Origin of the sequence: Arthrobacter sp. MYb214 (assembly GCF_002979865.1) — a bacterium.
Classification (GTDB): domain Bacteria; phylum Actinomycetota; class Actinomycetes; order Actinomycetales; family Micrococcaceae; genus Glutamicibacter.
Genome location: NZ_PCPZ01000001.1, coordinates 407,798 through 425,802 on the forward strand (window position 1 = coordinate 407,798; position 18,005 = coordinate 425,802).

The 18,005-nt window shown below is 57.1% G+C and carries 21 protein-coding genes; 11 read left to right on the top strand and 10 right to left on the bottom strand.

What is annotated here, in order from left to right; genetic code table 11:
- Positions 1-70: 70 nt before the first annotated feature.
- From CQ012_RS01755 to CQ012_RS01780, 6 genes are all read left to right on the top strand, one after another.
- Positions 71-331: a hypothetical protein gene (locus CQ012_RS01755; protein ID WP_133833372.1), complete on the top strand. Its 261-nt coding sequence runs from the start codon at positions 71-73 to the stop codon at positions 329-331.
- Between the two features lie 32 nt (positions 332-363).
- Entirely contained in the window at positions 364-579 is a 216-nt protein-coding gene (gene tatA, locus CQ012_RS01760; protein WP_105657843.1) for a Sec-independent protein translocase subunit TatA, read from the top strand.
- A 9-nt stretch (positions 580-588) separates the two neighbouring features.
- Positions 589-1,455: a twin-arginine translocase subunit TatC gene (gene tatC / locus CQ012_RS01765; RefSeq protein WP_105657844.1), complete on the top strand. Its 867-nt coding sequence runs from the start codon at positions 589-591 to the stop codon at positions 1,453-1,455.
- Positions 1,456-1,483: 28 nt separating this feature from the next.
- Positions 1,484-4,267: a DEAD/DEAH box helicase gene (locus CQ012_RS01770; RefSeq protein ID WP_105657845.1), complete on the top strand. Its 2,784-nt coding sequence runs from the start codon at positions 1,484-1,486 to the stop codon at positions 4,265-4,267.
- 56 nt (positions 4,268-4,323) lie between these two features.
- Complete coding sequence (locus CQ012_RS01775) at positions 4,324-5,928, top strand: amidohydrolase (protein WP_105657846.1); 1,605 nt, start codon at positions 4,324-4,326, stop codon at positions 5,926-5,928.
- 411 nt (positions 5,929-6,339) lie between these two features.
- Entirely contained in the window at positions 6,340-7,068 is a 729-nt protein-coding gene (locus tag CQ012_RS01780; RefSeq protein WP_105657847.1) for a polyprenol monophosphomannose synthase, read from the top strand.
- Between the two features lie 358 nt (positions 7,069-7,426).
- Here CQ012_RS01780 and CQ012_RS01785 read toward each other — a convergent pair whose 3' ends face one another.
- The 6 genes from CQ012_RS01785 to zapE all read right to left on the bottom strand — a co-directional run bounded on the left by CQ012_RS01785 (position 7,427) and on the right by zapE (position 12,075).
- Positions 7,427-7,774, bottom strand: a complete 348-nt coding sequence (locus tag CQ012_RS01785) for an RNA polymerase-binding protein RbpA (RefSeq protein ID WP_105657848.1) — start codon at positions 7,772-7,774, stop codon at positions 7,427-7,429.
- Between the two features lie 184 nt (positions 7,775-7,958).
- Complete coding sequence (locus CQ012_RS01790; RefSeq protein ID WP_105657849.1) at positions 7,959-8,897, bottom strand: SPFH domain-containing protein; 939 nt, start codon at positions 8,895-8,897, stop codon at positions 7,959-7,961.
- 55 nt (positions 8,898-8,952) lie between these two features.
- Positions 8,953-9,429 carry an NfeD family protein gene (locus CQ012_RS01795; RefSeq protein WP_105657869.1) on the bottom strand — a complete coding sequence of 159 codons (477 nt, stop codon included), beginning with the start codon at positions 9,427-9,429 and terminating at the stop codon, positions 8,953-8,955.
- 104 nt (positions 9,430-9,533) lie between these two features.
- Entirely contained in the window at positions 9,534-10,385 is an 852-nt protein-coding gene (locus tag CQ012_RS01800) for a putative RNA methyltransferase (RefSeq protein WP_105657850.1), read from the bottom strand.
- Positions 10,385-11,026 carry a peptide deformylase gene (gene def / locus CQ012_RS01805; protein ID WP_105657851.1) on the bottom strand — a complete coding sequence of 214 codons (642 nt, stop codon included), beginning with the start codon at positions 11,024-11,026 and terminating at the stop codon, positions 10,385-10,387. The genes CQ012_RS01800 and def overlap by 1 nt, the downstream gene beginning before the upstream one ends.
- Positions 11,023-12,075, bottom strand: coding sequence for an AFG1/ZapE family ATPase (gene zapE, locus CQ012_RS01810; RefSeq protein ID WP_181148991.1), 1,053 nt, complete (start codon positions 12,073-12,075; stop codon positions 11,023-11,025). The genes def and zapE overlap by 4 nt, the downstream gene beginning before the upstream one ends.
- 318 nt (positions 12,076-12,393) lie before the next feature.
- On the opposite strand from zapE, the gene CQ012_RS01820 reads away from it, so the two are divergent.
- Complete coding sequence (locus CQ012_RS01820; protein ID WP_105659237.1) at positions 12,394-12,756, top strand: ArsR/SmtB family transcription factor; 363 nt, start codon at positions 12,394-12,396, stop codon at positions 12,754-12,756.
- Positions 12,757-12,928: 172 nt separating this feature from the next.
- On the top strand, positions 12,929-13,396 hold the full coding sequence (locus CQ012_RS01825; protein WP_105661270.1) for an SRPBCC domain-containing protein: 468 nt from the start codon (positions 12,929-12,931) through the stop codon (positions 13,394-13,396).
- 55 nt (positions 13,397-13,451) lie between these two features.
- Here the strand turns inward: CQ012_RS01825 and CQ012_RS01830 are convergent, their stop codons facing one another.
- Positions 13,452-14,039: an HAD family hydrolase gene (locus tag CQ012_RS01830; RefSeq protein ID WP_105661271.1), complete on the bottom strand. Its 588-nt coding sequence runs from the start codon at positions 14,037-14,039 to the stop codon at positions 13,452-13,454.
- A 226-nt stretch (positions 14,040-14,265) separates the two neighbouring features.
- Here CQ012_RS01830 and CQ012_RS01835 point away from each other — a divergent pair, with 226 nt between their 5' ends.
- Positions 14,266-14,727, top strand: a complete 462-nt coding sequence (locus tag CQ012_RS01835; RefSeq protein WP_105661272.1) for a DUF3817 domain-containing protein — start codon at positions 14,266-14,268, stop codon at positions 14,725-14,727.
- Positions 14,728-14,876: 149 nt separating this feature from the next.
- Here the strand turns inward: CQ012_RS01835 and CQ012_RS01840 are convergent, their stop codons facing one another.
- A complete protein-coding gene (locus tag CQ012_RS01840) occupies positions 14,877-15,845 on the bottom strand; it encodes an arsenic resistance protein (RefSeq protein WP_105661273.1) in 969 nt (322 codons plus the stop codon).
- 148 nt (positions 15,846-15,993) lie between these two features.
- On the opposite strand from CQ012_RS01840, the gene CQ012_RS01845 reads away from it, so the two are divergent.
- A complete protein-coding gene (locus CQ012_RS01845) occupies positions 15,994-16,368 on the top strand; it encodes a DUF3054 domain-containing protein (protein WP_105658356.1) in 375 nt (124 codons plus the stop codon).
- Here CQ012_RS01845 and CQ012_RS17525 read toward each other — a convergent pair.
- Together CQ012_RS17525 and CQ012_RS01855 are read right to left on the bottom strand one after the other, a co-directional pair.
- Positions 16,357-16,899: a hypothetical protein gene (locus CQ012_RS17525; RefSeq protein WP_181148992.1), complete on the bottom strand. Its 543-nt coding sequence runs from the start codon at positions 16,897-16,899 to the stop codon at positions 16,357-16,359. The genes CQ012_RS01845 and CQ012_RS17525 overlap by 12 nt on opposite strands.
- Complete coding sequence (locus CQ012_RS01855; RefSeq protein WP_105661274.1) at positions 16,900-17,496, bottom strand: sigma factor-like helix-turn-helix DNA-binding protein; 597 nt, start codon at positions 17,494-17,496, stop codon at positions 16,900-16,902.
- Between the two features lie 164 nt (positions 17,497-17,660).
- On the opposite strand from CQ012_RS01855, the gene CQ012_RS01860 reads away from it, so the two are divergent.
- The gene (locus tag CQ012_RS01860; protein ID WP_105658354.1) at positions 17,661-17,942 is read left to right on the top strand and encodes an Lrp/AsnC family transcriptional regulator; all 282 of its coding nucleotides are present in this window, start codon (positions 17,661-17,663) and stop codon (positions 17,940-17,942) included.
- Positions 17,943-18,005 lie beyond the last annotated feature (63 nt).

Here is an 18,005-nt window from a genome sequence, read left to right on the forward strand (position 1 = left end):
GTGGACTGTGCTCGTTTTGGCGACAATACTTGTTGCGGCACTTGCCGGCTTCCGTTTGTTCAAACGGGGAATGGCGGTCGTCGAGGGCCTGGGCGACGCTGCGGATCACATCAGCGCCGGTTTAAGCCAGGAGGGCACCGTCGTCGAGTACGCTGCGAACCCTCGTCGCTACCCGCACGGAACCGATGCCACGCACGCGGATCCGGAGAAGATCAAAAAGCTTCGCGATAAGGGCAAAGCTGAAAGAATCGAGGCGCGTCGAGTTCGCCGCGTCGCACGTCGCGCACAGCGCGGCCAAGCTCAGAACATGCGCGATCTTGGCTTGTTCTGACGTAGACTTTAGATAGAGAGAAGGGAATCCACATGGGTGGCTTACAGGGATGGCATTTGGTCATCATTATCGTGCTTGCACTGCTGCTTTTCGGCGCTCCAAAGCTTCCAGGCTTGGCTCGCTCGATGGGCCAGTCGCTGCGCATTTTCAAGTCCGAGGTTCGCCAGATGAAGGATGATGATCCTAAATCTGAAACCGTTGATGGCACCATCAATGATCCGAACCCCAACGAAAAGAACAACTCGTAGACCTCTTCAGTGGCAACAAATAAAGACAAGAACCCGCGCAGCAAGAAGAAGCGGGCCAAGGACGCAGAAGGTCGGATGGCTCTCAAAGAGCATCTGATTGAAGCACGGAACCGGTTATTCAAGTCGCTCATCGCGCTGACCTTGGGCACGGTAGCCGGTTTCTTCGTATACGACTGGCTGCTTGCCTTGCTGATCGCGCCTGTGAAAGCTGCCGGCGGCTCGGTAGTGTTCACCGCGGTGATGTCACCCTTCGACATCATGATCAAGGTGGCGCTGTTCGTCGGCCTGATCGTTTCCTCGCCGGTGTGGCTCTACCAGCTGTGGGCATTCATCGTGCCGGGACTGAAAAAGAACGAGCGCCGATTGAGCTACAGCTTCGTAGCAGCCGCGGTTCCGCTGTTCCTTGGCGGCGTGGCGATGGCCTACTTCGTTCTTCCGTTTGCGCTGGAATTCTTCATTAGCCTGTCGCCGGAGAACTCGGATAACCTGCTGAACATTTCCGAGTACCTGCCGTTTATCTTCCGCCTGCTCCTGGCATTCGGCTTGGCCATGCTGGTACCGGTACTGATGGTTGGCCTGAACATGGTTGGCGTCCTGCCAGCCAAGCTCATCTTGAAGAACTGGCGTATCACCGTCTTCCTCATCGCCCTGGTTGCCGCTATGGCAGCACCAGGCGGCGATGCAATCACCATGTTCGCGTTGGCTGGACCGTTGTTCCTCACCTTCGCCGTTGCCACCTTGATCTGCCACTTCAACGACAAGAAGCGCGCAAAGAAGCTGGCGGCACGGGAAGCCGAGAATGAACGCCTAGCAGCTGGTGAAACTTCTGGCATTGAAACCCCTAGCTCGATTGACGAACCTAAATCCCAGCTCTGAACCAGGGCAAGAAAGTGAACGACCACAAGTGACTTCACCCGCGGAACGCTACGCGAATTCCAAGGCACGGCAGGTCGAAAACGGCACTGCACTTCCTGGATTCCGGGCAAGCATCTCCTTCGACCTGGATCCATTCCAGGCCGAAGCTTGCCAGAAGGTCGCAGAAGGGCACAGCGTACTGGTCGCTGCGCCCACCGGCGCCGGAAAAACTGTTGTTGGCGAATACGCCATCTACCAGGCTCTAGGCGAGAACCGCAAGGCTTTCTACACCACGCCCATCAAGGCGCTGAGCAACCAGAAGTATTCGGAACTGGTCAATCGCTATGGAGCGCAGAAGGTCGGGTTGCTGACCGGCGACACCTCCATCAACTCCGAAGCGCAGATCGTCGTCATGACCACCGAAGTGCTGCGCAATATGCTGTACGCGGATTCCCAAACCCTCGACGGCTTGGGCTACGTGATCATGGATGAGGTCCACTACCTCGCCGATAAATTCCGTGGTGCCGTATGGGAAGAAGTCATCATCCATCTGCCGTCCAACGTGCAGATCATTTCACTCTCGGCAACCGTGTCCAACGCCGAGGAATTCGGTGGCTGGCTGGATACCGTCCGGGGCCAGACCGATGTCATCGTCTCCGAGCATCGCCCGGTGCCGCTCTTCCAGCACGTCATGGTCGGCCCTAACGTGGTCGACCTGTTTGCCGAAGACGTAGCCTTCGACAAGGTGGCTGAAGACGATTCAAAGGCCTCGGTCAACCCCGAACTGCGAAAACTCGTACGCTCCCACAGCCCTGGCGGCCGAGTGCAGCGCGGCCGGGGTCGCGGCGGCCGCGGCCCCCAGCGCAGTTCAGGCATGGGGCACCGCATCAACCGTCCAGCGGTTATCGGGAAGCTTGACCGGGCTGCTCTGCTGCCAGCTATCTTCTTCATTTTCTCCCGCAAGGGCTGCGATATGGCCGTGCAGCAGTGCGCCATGGCTGACCTGCGCCTGACGACCAATGAAGAAGCCGCCGAGATCGCGCAAGCGCTGGATGAAGTCGCCTACCGGATCCCCAGCGAAGACCTGGACGTACTGGAATTCTGGTCCTGGCGCGATGGTCTGGTTCGCGGCTTCGCTTCCCACCACGCCGGCCTGCTCCCGATCTTCAAGGAAATCGTTGAAGACCTCTTTGCACGCAACCTGATCAAGGTGGTGTTCGCAACCGAGACCCTGGCACTGGGCGTGAACATGCCAGCACGCTCGGTCGTGCTGGAAAAACTGGTCAAATTCAACGGCGAATCCCACGTGCAGATCTCTTCGGGGGAGTACACCCAGCTCACCGGCCGTGCCGGGCGCCGCGGCATTGACGTCGAAGGCCATTCAATTGTTGTCTGGAACCCCGACCTGGAACCGGAATCCTTGGCAGGACTCGCTTCGAAGCGAACCTATCCGCTGAATTCCTCGTTCCGTCCGACCTACAACATGTCCACCAACTTGCTGGCGCAGTTTGGCCGTGAACAGACTCGTCAAATCCTCGAAACCTCCTTTGCCCAGTACCAGGCGGACCGTTCCGTGGTGGGCATGGCGCGCCAGGTGCGTTCCAAGGAAGAATCCCTGGCCGGCTACGCCAAGTCGATGGAATGCCATCTCGGAGATTTCACCGAGTACCTGAAACTCCAACGAAACCTGGCCCAGGTCGAGAAGAACGCTGCGAAGGACCGCCGCCACGAGCGCCGTTCGGCAGCTGAGCAGTCCCTGCAGGCCGTGATCCGCGGCGACGTGGTGGACCTGCCAGGTGGCCGCCGCTTCGGCCGCGCCGTGGTTGTCGAGCTTGATAAGGCCATGTACAACCCGCGACACACCGTGCTGACCGAAGAAGCGCAGCTTCGCCGGCTCTCGGTGGAAGACCTCAACGGACCAGTGCAGATCATTTCGCGGATCAAGATTCCCAAGGGGTTCAACGGGCGCACACCGAAGGAGCGCCGGGACCTTGCTTCATCCTTGCGCAACGCGATCTACGAGTCGCGTCCTCCACGCCAGGACGCCCAGAGCTTCGATTTCGAAGGCTCGGATTCCTTCGAGCGTGAAATCAACGCACTGCGCCTGGAGCTCAAGGACCATCCTTGCCACGCCTGCTCGGAGAAGGACCAGCACATGCGCTGGGCCGACAGGTACTGGAAGCTGAAGAAGGACACGGACAAGGCTCGTCGCGCCATCCGCGGGCGAACCAATACCATTGCCACGCAGTTCGACAAGGTCTGCAAAGTGCTCGAGCAGTTCGAATACCTCGTGCCTTCCGAGGGCGGCGAAGATTTCGCGCTGACCGACTCGGGCCGCCGCCTGCGCCGCATCTATGGCGACCGAGATCTGCTCACCAGCCAAATCCTGGAGACCGGCAAGCTCACGCAGCTCAATGCGGAAGAACTCTGCGCGGTTGTCGCCAGCCTGGTCTACCAGGCACGCCGCGACGGGGACCGTGCCGATCCGAAAATGCCAACGGGCAAGATCGATGACATCTGGAATAGCACCATCAGGATTTGGGGCGAGCTATCGGACGCTGAAGAGGCCTTGGGCCTTGACCCGACCGCTCCACCGGAATCCGGTTTGATCTGGCCAATGTACAAGTGGGCCCGCGGTTCGAGCCTGAACAGCGCGCTGCGCGGTACCGATCTGGCACCGGGTGACTTCGTGCGCTGGGCCAAGCAGGTCATCGACACATTGGACCAGTTCGCAAAGAATAGCGACCTTCCGCCATTGCTGGTTCGCAATGCCTACAAGGCAGTAGACCAGATCAAGCGCGGTGTAGTGGCCTACTCGAACGTGCTGGACTAGCCAGCAGGTCCAGCCGAAAAACTTATTAGCCAGTGCACGAGAAAAGGGAGACGCTGATGGCAAAAACACTCTACCGAAACGGGTCCATCTACTCAGCGGCCGATCCATTTGCTACCGCAATGGTGGTGGACGGCGACACCATTTCATGGTTGGGCGGCGAGGACGCAGCCGAGCGCCACGCGTCTGCCGTCGACGAAGTGGTCGACCTCAATGGTGGTTTGATTACCCCGGCGTTCGTCGAATCCCACACGCACCTTGCCGCCTTGGGCCGCACCCTTTCGGGAGCCGATTTGGGTGCAGCAACCTCGGCTTCTTCGCTGCTTTCGCTCGTCGCCGAGCAGGCGCAGAAGTCGACCAAGCTGGTCCTGGCTCAGGGGTGGGACAACTCGAACTGGGCTGACCAGCAGCTGCCCGCGGAAACCGACCTGACCAGTGCCGCGGAAGGCCGCGGCTATTACCTGGCGCGTCGCGATGTGCACAGTGCCCTGGTCAATCGGGAACTGCTGGATCTGCTGGACCTGGGCCACCTCGCCGCTGGCATCATTTCTGGTGCGGATCACGACGCCGTGCGTGAAGCACTCACCAATACGCAGAAGGCCGAACAGGAATACCAGCGCCTGGCACTGGAGCACTACGCCTCGCGTGGTTTCGCCAGCGTTGTGGAGATGGCGGCCCCGCATATTGAGGGCCGAGAGGCGCTGGAGCAGTTGCTGGCCATCGACAACCCTGAACTGCCGCAAGTCCATGCCTACTGGGGCGAACTGGTTAGCGATGCAGACATCGCCCAGGAGCTGGTCGCATCCTTCCCAACGGGAAAGGTGCTGGGCTTGGGTGGCGATCTTCGCGTGGATGGTTCGCTAGGCAGCCACACGGCGTACCTGCGCGAAGACTACAGCGATCAGCCGGGCGAACGCGGCACCCTGTATCTGAAGCGTGACGAAATTGCGGCCCACCTGGTCGCTTGCAGTTCCCGGGAGATCCAGGCCTCGTTCCATGTGATCGGAGACGGCGCCCTGGACGAGGTGTTGGCAGGTTTTGACCTGGCTGCTGAGCAGATTGGGGCAGCTAAGCTGCAGATGTGCCGGCACCGTCTGGAGCATGTCGAGATGGTTGATGAAGACTCGCGGGCCCGTTTGCTGCAGTACGCCATCATGGTTTCGATGCAGCCGGTCTTCGACCAGGCGTGGGGCGGCTCGAACGGCATGTACGCGCAGCGCCTGGGGGTGCGCGCAGCATCGATGAACAACCTCTCCGCTATGCTTTCGGCTGGTGTGCCAATGGTGCTTGGCTCTGATGCTCCGGTAACGGAGGTTGATGGCTGGCAGGTTGTTCGCGCCGGCATGAACATGACGAATGCTGAGGCTCGCATTTCGGCTCGTGCGGCCTTCTTGGCTCAAACCCGATCCACCTACCGCGCCATGGGCGAGATGAACCCGTTCGCCGGGCAGCTCGTGATCGGCGCGCCGGCGACTTTTGCAGTGTGGACTGCCTCTGAACTTGCTGTGCAAACTCCGGACGTCCGAATCAGTTCTTGGAGTACCGATGCACGAGCTGGAACTCCGATGCTTCCGGTCGTTGATGAGGAAATTCCGCAGTGCCTGCGTACAGTACGCGCTGGAATCACGCTTTTCAATACCCTTGAGCCAAGCGAATCGGCTTAAAGCGAAACAGATGCTCAATAAGCAGAATGAATTCGCAAAATTTGCCCTGACTAGTGGTGTCTAGGTAAAGAGTGAAGTCATTTGATGGTTGACAGCCTAGGTGGGGTACCCACTAGGCTGGTCTAAGCGCCTCTTCGAGATGCACATGCATTGCGTTGGAAACTACGCAATTTAAACAACGATCCTCAGTGACCTTAGATAACATTCTCTGTGCCTTTCGGCGTGGAGAATAGGGCCGAAGTCACTGAGGATCGTTCGTTAATGCGGTGTCTCCAGCGCGCTGATTGGCAAATGATGACTATACTTTGAGTTTGGATTAACTCTTTTCGACCCGGTGTCCTGCATAAGCCATGCAGTCGACGCCGAGCAGGCAAGAGGCTTTGTGTTGTATACCCAGAAAGGTGCCGCCGCGTGCGCGTCATTACAATCATTCCGACTTACAACGAACTGGAGTCGCTCCCGCTGACCGTAGGACGCTTGCGTACCGCAGTTCCTGACTCGGATGTATTGATCGTTGATGATAACTCGCCTGACGGCACCGGAGAACTTGCAGACAAGATGGCTGCTGAGGACTCGAATATCCACGTATTGCACCGTACCGGCAAGGATGGCCTGGGAGCCGCCTACATTGCAGGTTTCGAATGGGCGTTGGCTCGCGACTACGACGTACTGGTAGAGATGGATGCCGATGGCTCGCATATGCCAGAGCAGCTTCCACGCCTTTTGGAAGCCAGTGCCGCGGGCGCAGATCTCGTAATCGGTTCGCGTTGGGTCAAGGGCGGCGAAGTCGTGAACTGGCCAATGTTGCGCAAGATCATCTCGCGCGGCGGCAGCTTCTACTCGCGCACCATGCTGGGCTTGCCTCTGCGCGACATCACCGCAGGCTACCGCGCCTTCAAGCGCGAAACCCTGGAAGCAATCGATTTTGACGCCGTTGAGTCGCGCGGCTACGGCTTCCAGGTGGACATGACCTTCCGCGTGGCCATGCTGCGCAAGACGATCGTTGAAGTTCCCGTGACCTTCGTAGAGCGCGAACTGGGCGCGTCGAAGATGAGCGGCAACATTGTGTTCGAAGCAATGTGGAATGTCACCCGCTGGGGCTTGGGCGCCCGGTGGAAGAAGCTGACTTCCAAGAAGTAATACCCGTGGTTAAGCGAACTGGCGTGCAACGATGGATCGTTGCACGCCAGTTCGCTTAACCAGGAATCATCATCAGGTCTCGGGCAGGCAGTGAAATACAAACCAGCCCACCGCCCCAAAGGCGGACTGTGCAGGATGAAGATAGCTTCTACGAAGCTGCTTAGGCCGGCGGCGCTGGCCGCGCAATTTCATGCAGGCTCTTTGACGCAGTTGAAAATACTGGGCGTGGTCTTTGAGCCCCATAGCAGACAGGCAAAAGAGTGAGGGCTGGGTTTGATAACCATCGGTCATCAAACCCAGCCCTCAACCAAGCCCCTACGGCCATGCTAAGGCAGCATGGAACCGTGCGTGGGGGAGATTAGGCAGTTTCCCCGCGAGCAGCGCGCAGCTGCTGGAGGCGGTCTGCCAGAGTCTTTTCCAGTTCTTCTTCGGAACGGCGCTCAAGAAGCATGTCCCAGTGGGTACGGACAGGCTTTTCATTGCCCGGTTCTTCGGCCTTGGCTTCGCCGTGGACGAGCTTGGCTTCCTTACCGGTCTTGGTGTGCCAGGTTGCTGGAATTTCAGCTTCGGCAGCAAAGACGACGAAGACGGTCTCGCCCTCTTCGGTACGGTATTCCACACGCTGACGGGCAGCCGGCTCCACACCTGCCTCAGATTCCATGCTCTGTGCACCCAGGCGCATGCCTCGTAGGCTGCGATCGCTCATGTTTTCCCTCCGCGATGATTGAAGAATTCGCTACACGTACCAACGTTTGGCACTCGGAAATAATTCCCTCCGACTAGAGGTGAAGATAATTCTTGGTGCCAAAACATCCATTATACGCGTCTGCGGCGAGGTGCATTGTATGCACCTCGCCGCAGACGGCTAATCGGTTCTAAACCAGCTGTTGCTACAGGTTGCTACCTGGGGCCGATGGCGATTCCGGAGTGGCAGGCTTGCTGCCCGATCCGTTGCCGCCCAGCGCTCCGCCGATGCCCTTGAGTGCTTCGGTCAGTTCGCTTGGAATCACCCACAGGGTATTCGAAGTGCCTTCGGCAAGCTTCGGCAGAGTCTGCAGGTACTGGTAGGCGAGCAACTCATGGTCCGGCTTGCCGGCGTGAATTGCATCGAAGACCTTCTGGATGGCCTGGGACTCGCCGTCAGCGCGCAAGATTGCGGCCTGTGCATCGCCCTCGGCTTCGAGGATGGAAGCCTGGCGTGCGCCTTCGGCAGTAAGGATGGAGGACTGCTTGGTGCCCTCAGCGGTCAGGATGGCAGCACGGCGGTCACGCTCGGCGCGCATCTGCTTCTCCATCGAGTCCTGGATGGACAGCGGTGGATCGATAGCCTTCAGCTCGACACGGGAAACACGGATGCCCCACTTGCCGGTTGCCTCGTCAAGGACACCACGCAGCTGGCCGTTGATCTGGTCGCGGCTAGTCAGGGCCTCTTCCAGATTCAGGCCACCGACGACATTACGAAGCGTAGTGGTGGTCAGCTGTTCTACGGCCTGGATGTAGTTAGCGATTTCATACGTCGCGGCACGCGGCTCGGTGATCTGGAAGTAGACCACGGTATCAATCGAAACTACCAAGTTGTCCTCGGTAATAACTGGCTGCGGCGGGAAGGAAACAACTTGTTCACGCAGGTCCAGCAGCGGCAGCAAGCGATCCACAAAGGGGATCAGGATTGTCAGACCGGGATTTAGGGTTCGGTTGTACTTGCCGAGGCGCTCAACGATGCCAGCACGTGCCTGCGGCACGATGCGCACGCTGCGCAGTAGGACGACAATCACGAAGATTGCCAGAACGACAAGCACAATAGTCAAGCCAAAACCATCTGAATTCATGGTTCGTACTCTCTTTCCTTGTGCAGTAGTGATGAATTTGGGGGCGTCAGGCTAGCTAGCCGTTAGCAGGGTCAGGGGACTTCGCGGTGAGGTATGCAGTTGCCCCGTCGATACGTGAAACCACGGCATAGGTGCCGGGATTCATGGTCGGAACGCTGGATTCAGCACGGGCGGTCCAGATCTCTCCACGGATCTTGGCCGAACCCGACATGCGCGAGGTCGGCTCGAGAATAAGTGCATCCGCACCGATTAATCGCTCGATATTGGTGCGGAAGCCCTCGGGTGATTTCCGTAAATGTTTGACGGCAATAGGTCGAACCAGGAAGATCATCAACAATGAAATGACGCAGAATACAAGGACCTGCAACCACATGGGTCCACTGAGCAGTGCGACCGCTACACCACCAAGGGCACCTACGCCGAGCATGATGAAGTAGAGATCAAGAGAAAGCATCTCGATGATCGCCAGCAGCAAGAACAGTGCCAGCCAGATCACCCAAGCGTTGCTGATGATCCATTCGGCTGTTGTCATGGCATTCACCTAAATTCTGTTAGGACATTGACCAGTCGTAACTGGTCTTTCCTACATTCTGCCGTAGAAGGCAGATAAAAGGTGTAGTCATTTTGGGGTATCTTCTAGCCCTGCGTGACGAATGCGTGTACTCCAAAGGAAGCTGTTACAGGCTGGGAACCCAACGCCAGCGTCTGCTGATGAAGAATTTCAGGGGAGAGGTGGTGCCCGGACGGACCCATGAATGCAAGGTTATAGAGATCGTCCGCATTCAGGTTCATCCGATATGTCAGATTCTTGGATCCGCGATGATTAAGGCCTTCAGCCGCAAATTTTTCCACCAAGGCGGCTTGCTTGCCCTGTCCTACGGTGAGCATGCCCAGCGGGTCGACGACTTCGTTGAGATGATCTGGTTCGCCGGTCACGACAATGCATAATCCACCAGTACGCAGTACACGTTGGAACTCTGCCGGGTTATGCGGTGCGAAGCAGTTGATCACCACATCGCGTGATCGGTCGGCAGTAGGCAATTTGCGCCAGACATCCCAGACCACAGCGAGCGTGCTTGGAACCTTCGCGGCACGACGCATGGCAAAGCGGGAGATGTCCAGAGCCAAAGCATCAAGTTCAGCAGCAGGAGAGTTCTCTAGAATCTTCCCCAGGTAGTAGCCGGTACCTGCGCCCGCATCCAGCACGTCAAGCGAATGTCCGTCGTGATGATCATTGATCAGCTCGGACAGCGCGCGCGCCAGAGGCTCATAATGTCCCTTTGACTGGAAAGCATCGCGGGCTTGGACCATGGCCGAGGTGTCTTCGAGGAAGTTCGTTCCTCTGCCAGTAAGGAAGTTGAAGTAACCCTGTTTGGCAGCATCAAAACGATGCCCGGCTTCGCAACTCAGGGTTCTATCCCGAGATTCCTCGAAGCCAAGGGGTTGCTCGCAGACCGGGCAAGTAACGTTCGTGGTGCCGGAGAACATTAGAATTTCAGAACCTCTTGTGCCGTTGCAACGTCCATGCTTTCATGGCGCCACAGTTCGGATTCGTTAATCAAGGAGCGGGTAAGTGCTTTGTCGATATAGACAGTGCCCGACAGATGATCAGTTTCGTGCTGGACAATGCGGGCCTGCCAACCGGAGAAGCTTCGAGTTATTTCCTGGCCGTCCCGATCTTTATAAGTGGCGGTGATATCGGCGGCCCGGCTCACTACGCCTTGGAATCCTTCGAAAGACAGGCAACCTTCGTAGAAGACTGCCGCGCGCTCTGTTGATGCCGTATATACGGGGTTGAAGATCTCGAAGTACTCCAGCGGCTCACGCTCTCTGTGCGAGGCAGCTTCCTCCGGAATGGGATAGAGATCTTCGAGCACGGCAATCTGCAGGGGGATACCCACCTGAGGAGCGGCGAGTCCTACGCCAGGGGCGTCGTACATGGTCTGGCGCATTGCTTCAAGGAGTTCTTCGAGCAGTTCCTGCGGAAGCTGCTGCTCGTAGGCCACCGCCTGCTGGCGGAGAACGGGATGTCCCAGCTGGACAATAGGCAGTATGAGGTTCTCATCTGCAGTCTCCAGGACTTCTCGAACTATATTCTCGATGTCCTGTGCGGTGTACTCGGTGTTCATCGGCAAGCGCTAGTCCGTTCGTATTCGTTGAGCTGAAGTTGAGCCAGGCGCGAGGTGAGTCGGGCCTTTTCAGTGTCATGCAGCATGTGTCCAAGATTGCCCAGATTGTCTGCGGCGTACAGATGGACTTCCACGTTCTTGTCGTAGAAGATATCGATAAGATTCGCCAGTCGGCGTTCCTCATCCATTGGCATGGTGGCACTAGCTGGGATGCAGGTTACATGCCAGCGCGAATACCGGCTTGCCAAATCCAGATAGTCGGCAGTGTTGCGGCGAGTTCGGCAGATCTGATCGAAGCTGATCCAGATCTCATCCGCATTCACGTGGACTGGCCCGATTTCGTCGTAGCCGATCTGGATCATCGTATCGTGGACCGGCAGTTCTCCTGGTGCTTCGAAGAGATTAAGCGTGCCTCTCCGATACCCGTCCAAGACCTGCTCGGGATCGGCGGCGAGCTGTCGGTAGTCCACCGAATGATCCAGTGAGAATACAGTGAAGTCCCGTTGGATCCGGTCAATAATTGGCTGAACCAGGTGATGGAAAGTGTCATCGTCAAGCAGCTTCTCCGGCCCGTAGTTCGACGTAGTGACCAGCTGGATCTCGTGTTCCGTGCAATGCCGAATGAGCTTGGCCATGAACATCGCGTCGCCAGGTTCGGTGCAATGGAACTCATCGAAGACCAGCAACTGCAGTCCAGCGAGCTCGCGCTCAAGCCCTTGCGAGAAAATCGCGCCCAGCGGCTGGCCCGGGACACGGTTGACCGGGGAATTTACGCGCTGGAAGAACTCGTGGAAATGGAAGCGCGCTGTCGTGGTTTCAGGCAGCACCGAGACCAAGGTATTGATGATGAGGGTTTTGCCTCGACCAGGAGGGCCATAAATGTAGACGCCAGGGTGCTTTGCCGTCATCGTCGTACGCAAAGTACGTCCTAGAAGGTCGATCAGATCACTCTGAACCGGGTCAACTTCGATACCTTGCAGCTTGAGAGCTTCGCGGATCTGAAGAGCGTACTTATTCCCGTGGGGAATGCGTAGCAACGGATTAGCCATATCTAAATTTTGCCACTGAGCGCAGACGCGGCCAATCTTCTGTGATGCAATCGCCACCATTCCAGCTTGCAGGGATGCCTTGCGGTGCCGAGGCGACGTTAAAGTGCCTAGTCAAGAAGCCTTCGATTTATTTCGAAACGGATGATTTAAATAGGGGAGTGTTCCCAAAGATGGCTACGAGCCTGTTTAGTCTTGTGAATTTTGAGCATACCTATCGCTTTATCTTGATCCGTGGCCATAATGGACACACCCACAGAGCTGGGTTGAAGCAGTTGAATCGAACCAGGGCGGGCGAAATGCGGAGAGGGAGCGCGTGAGATGACCAGCGAATTCATTGTCCCAACGGCTGAAGACGAGATCGTCTCCAGCGATCTTTTGGACATGTCGGCAACGGTACTCAAAACCTTGTCGGATCCGGCAAGGCTCCAGATGCTCTGGGCGCTGTCCATGGACGATCTTTCCCTGTCCGATTTGGCTCAGTTGATCGGCGTTAGTCCAACGGTTGCCGGCCAATTGCTATCCAAGCTGCGAGCAGCCGGTGTATTGCAAACGAGGAAGTCCGGCCGCCATGTCATCTACTCGATGCATGACGAGCGATCGCGCGAGTTCATTCGGCAGACCCTGGACTTCGCGAGGCACCGGCTGGATTTGCAGGATCAGCGTCAACAAGCTGAGCAGTAAGCGGCCTTCGAAATCCGAGGCGTAAATGGACGAATAAGGCTACTTCCAGCGACATTGCGAATAAGCCGATAATCTACATTATGTAAAGTAATGGAAATCCACGACTCCCCACGCAGGGTCTCACTGCAGCCATTTGTGCTGGCTGCCCCGTCTATCGAAGCAGGCTCCTTTCATGCCCATCATTCGAAAGTTCGCGGACGCTTCGGCGGGATCTGTGGATCTCAGGTGGTCCTTCGGCGTATCGACCGACAGGCTTTGGCACGCAATGATTGATCGTCAGGCATTGCCACTCTGGCTGGGAACTCACGTCGCTGGAAGCCTTGGCGTGGGTTCTACTGTGCAGATCGAGCATGCGGAAAACTACATCTGCGAAAGCCGGATTGAACAGGTCGAGCCAGCATCCGCCCTCGTGATGTCCTGGAAGTTTCCGGAAGAATCTGTGTCGGAGGTTAGTTTGACTCTGCAGTCGAGCCTCTTCGGAGCTGAACTTGCGCTGAGCCACTCCAAACTCAGCGTTGGCGTCTCGAATTACTTGGCGGGATGGGAAACGCATCTCATGTATCTGGAGGCCGTCCTGCTTGGGGCTCCGCGCTCGATGGATCAATTCTGGGACGTTTATCAGGAGGTATTCGAGAACTAGGGCGCTTTCCTCTTGCCACTCCCCTCGATGTTATTCCAAACGATGATCGATCCGGCTAGAGTACACCGCGCCGGGTCAATGCCGACCTCAAATCCGCAGCGGAAGCAAAGTGATGTGCGTGGATCCCGAGATCGGTCGCCCCGACAAGTTTCCCGGCGGAATCGTCGGTAAAGAGGATCTGGTTTGCACACAGGTGCAGAGCATTGATTACGTGCAGAAATGCTCGTCGGTCTGGCTTCGGATAACCGATTTTTGCTGAATTGAATACTCGGGCGACGTGGGTGGCGATTCCTTGCCGCTTAAGTTCGATGTCAATGGTGTCGCTGCCGTTCGTGAGAATGGCGGTGGTGATACCTGCACGTTGTAGATCGTCGAGTAGCTGCAGCACATCGCGATCTACAACGGGCTCTATGCGACCCCATGCGTTGGCGGCTTCCGTGGATCCAATGCTCTTCCCAATCTCCTTGATCCATGTCAAACGAGATATTTTACCTGTAGTGAGTCCTTCCAGGCGAGCAGGGTCGAAAGCCGCCGCGTTCAAAGTGCCCGATGGCAACCCATATTCCATTTCAACGTCAGCAGTGGCGGCCTCGGGAAAGTTGCGGATCACTCCGTCCAAATCGAAAACTACTGCGTGGATCATGGGGCAATCCTGCCAGATGCAGGCGCATTGGGGCATCTGGGGCCAAGTGCATGCGGTGCCTTTCCTGCAGCGAGGGCCTGCCTAGAAATCTAGCAGGTGCTGCGTCAACCGGGAACTCCATGTTCCAGGGCAGGATGTCGGCGGTATCCCGGGAGCCAGATAGGCTAGTACTTGACCGAGTTCCCGGACTACTCCCCTATCTACCTTCAAGGACAGAAAACACCCTATGTCTCCAAGCGCCCTGTACCGTCTAGTTGCCCGCGCTGAAGCTGTCACATGGACGATGCTGATCATCGCATTGATTTTGAAGTACGTCGTCAAGGTTGGTGATTGGCCTGTATCCATTGCCGGCTTCATCCACGGCTTTGTCTTCCTGACTTATGCAACGATGGCTGTGCTCATTGGCATGAATCAGCGCTGGAGGAAGTCGCTGATCATTGGAGCTGCCGCGACCGCCGTCGTCCCATATCTGACCATTCCTTACGACAAGTGGCTGGAACGCAAGGGAAAGCTGGAAGGTACCTGGCGTACCGAAGCAACCGATCATCCAGATGATCGCAAGTGGACCGACGCGACGATGCGTTGGCTTGTTGCCCGCCCGGCGCTGACCACGGTCCTGCTATTCGTCGTTATTGCCGGTATCTTCTCGGCCATGCTTTTCATTGGCCCTCCAGGTGGCGAGCACTAATCATGGATTCTATGAGGAGCAGGCTGCTTTCGCCTGGGCATCACTGAATGCACTGACTCCTCAATCCAATTTGCCTGGCCCGGTCACTTCCATGTGTTCTTGGCCAGGCAAATTCTGTTTAATCCGGACATAGCAGGGTAAGGCTCGAACTACTTGGTGGTGCGTTGCTTCGGTGCGTAGTGAACCATCACCAACATTCCAATTAGCTCTACCAAGGTCTGGCTAACGACCACGGCAGAAGCTAATTCCAGCTCCGCGGGCAAAGCCAGGGCCAGGGGAAGCACCACCAGAGAATTGCGTGTGACGCCGCTGAAAGTAACTGCCCGCCGCGAGGCGGTGGGCAGCTTGAAGAGTTTCCCCGCGGAGTATCCAAGGACATTCATGATGCAGATAAACAGGGCGAAAACCATAATGGCCAGCCCTAATTGACCCAGGCTTGCGCTCACCGTGAAGATCTGCGAGCCCACCACGCTAAATAGCGTTCCCATCATCAACGGAACCATTAGATAGTCGGCCCAATCCCCGATGGGCTCTGCCCAGGTAAATCGTTTGGCGAGTGCCTGGGTGAGTGCTGCTGCCAGCAGTGGGAGCACGATCAGTCCCAGCAGTGCCCCCAGGAAAGGAGCTGGCACGATCACGTCGATCGCCGAGGGTCCAGCAAATATATAGAGGTATGCCGGCACGAGCAGCATCTGCAAGATCAACAAGAGCGGTGTGGCCGCCAGCAACCGTTGGCTGTCTCCCCCGGCTAAGCCGGTAAAGACGATAACGTAGTCGATGCAGGGCGCTAGCAAGACCAGCAGCACGCCGAAGAGCAGTGCCTGGTCCCCCGCCACTATTCGCGATAGCCCGAAGGCCACGAGCGGCACCACGGCAAAGTTGACCGCGCACAGTGCACCCATGAAGCGAGTGTCCCGGAAGGCCTCCGGAAAACGGGTCAGCGGCATGCCCAGGAAAGTAGCGTAGAGCAGCAATCCAAGGAACGGGTTAACCGAGTTCTCGAGACCCTTGCTTGCGGCAGGCAAGGCCAGGCCGAGAACGCAACCGGCAGTGATCGCGGATAAATAGAGGGCGATCTGGTGCGTTTGCATCCATGCATTGCCAGGCCAGATCTTCATAGGACTAATGCTAGAACAATAGCTGCGGCCACCATGGCCGTGAGCTCATTCGGGCGAGCCTCGACGGCGACCTTCTGTGTCTGAACCGACAACGATCCAGCCAACGCCGAATTACTCACGGACACCGGGGTAAACCTATGATGAGTACATGAAGGATTCTATTCGTAAGTGGCCGCTGTGGATGGCTGTCGACGTTGTTCTCATTGTTCTATTCGCCCTGCTCGGTCGACGTGAACACGAGCATGCCTTGAGCATTGGCGGCATCCTGATGACCGCCCTGCCGTTCTTGGTTGCCTACGTCGTCGTGACCTTGCTGTCCAAGCCTTGGACCACGATCAACAAGCTCTTCCCTGTTGGCGTACTGGTCTGGGTGGTGACCGTAGCAGCGGGCCTTGCGCTTCGCGTTGGCATGGATTCCACTGCGGCACTCCCCTTCATCATCGTCGCGACACTGGTTCTGGGCGCATTCTTGATGGGGCGTCGGCTGGTTACCTCGATGGTGGCTAAGCGGCTAGGTAAATAGCAGGCCGCACCCGTAGGAACCGGCAGCGACGAGACCGCTGGCGAAAGTCCCCAGAATAAACTGTTCGGCGGCGCGATGGTTTTTCAGTTCAGAGAACCGGCCAAGACCCTTGACCGCCAAGACGACGGCAATGCCTTCTGGCCAACCGGCCCAGAGGCTTCCAACGATGGCCGTGCGCTCCAGGAGTCCGATCCACAGCCCGCCTCGAAGCGGTGAAGGGTCGGACTCATCCTTTTGGAGCTCGAGATCATTCTTCGCAGCAAGCCGGAAAACAAGTTCCGTAAACGGACCGCCGAAACTAATGGCAAAGATGGAACTCAGGACGATCGCGTACACCGGCGAAAGCCCGTTCTGCTCTAACGAAGTTTGAGAAGCAACTGCCAGCAGGGCCGAGAGAATGGCGAACAGGGCAGAGCCCACAACTAGCCAGTCGCGGACACGAGCTCGTTTGCCCATGGCATAGCCAAGGTAGGCAGCTATGCAAGAGACAAACGCCGCCAGGCTCAGACTCCCCCAAGCGATCCAAAGCATTTACTGCTCCTTTAGCATCTTCAGCTGTCGGTTCAGCGATTTGGCAGCTTCATCCATCATTCGGTTCGCCTCAAACCATAGCGCGGCCGACAGACGAGAAGAGACAGCCTGCTGGGTGATTCCTAATTCTTGGGCAATCTGCTGCTGGGTCAGGCCTTCATCGGCCAGAGTGCCAGCTTCCCATGCCGTGGCCCGTCGCTTTGAAACTATGCAGGCAGTCAGCTGGAGCTCGGCTTCCAGGCGGGTGGCTTCATGCGACGGTCCATGAACAGCTAGATGCGCATTGGTGTTCTTTGCCCGCTCAACTGCGACACGAGCATATTCAAAGGCAGGCCCCCGTCCGGCACGGGTTTCTTCGGGCAGTGGCGTTTCAACTTGCCCGAAGCCAATGCCGACACTCCAGTCCCCTGAAGCTGCCATCATCACTGCCAAGCGAATTGCTTCGTTGGCGTTATCCAAGACAGCTTGGACTTCATCGCCGGCGGTTCGCTGGAAGGGGCGAACCACTGGAACGGTAGCATTAGCTTGCTTGACTAGAGCCTCCACCTTGTCTTCGGTGGAACGTGAACGCCGCTGGTCAATGGTCAACACAATCATGGAACAATTGTAAAACTTTGTATCCGAATCTACAAATTAAAATCATTGTACTATGCGAAGCGGGGCGATGCGCCCATGCCTCTCATTCGCTGCTTTTCGACTAGAGTTAATTCCAGATCAGTCGCCTCCTGGCAGGCGACAAGTTAGAACCGAAAGGCACAGTGATGGTCACCGCATTCGTCATGATCCAGACTGCAACGGACAGTATCCCTGAATGCGCTAAGCAGATCTCCGCAATCTCGGGCATCAGCGAAGTCTATTCCGTAGCAGGCGACTGGGACTTGATTGCAATTGCACGAGTCAACAAGCACGAGGACCTCGCCGAAGTCATTGCCAATAAGCTTTCCAAGATTCCAGGCATCCGCGGCACCCAGACCCACATTGCATTCCGCGCATATTCGGAACATGATCTTGAAGCAGCCTTTTCCCTTGGCCTAGGCGACTAAGGACTTTTCAAGAACAAAGCCGGCCTTCGGTTCAGCGATTGTAAAATCGCGAACCAAAGACCG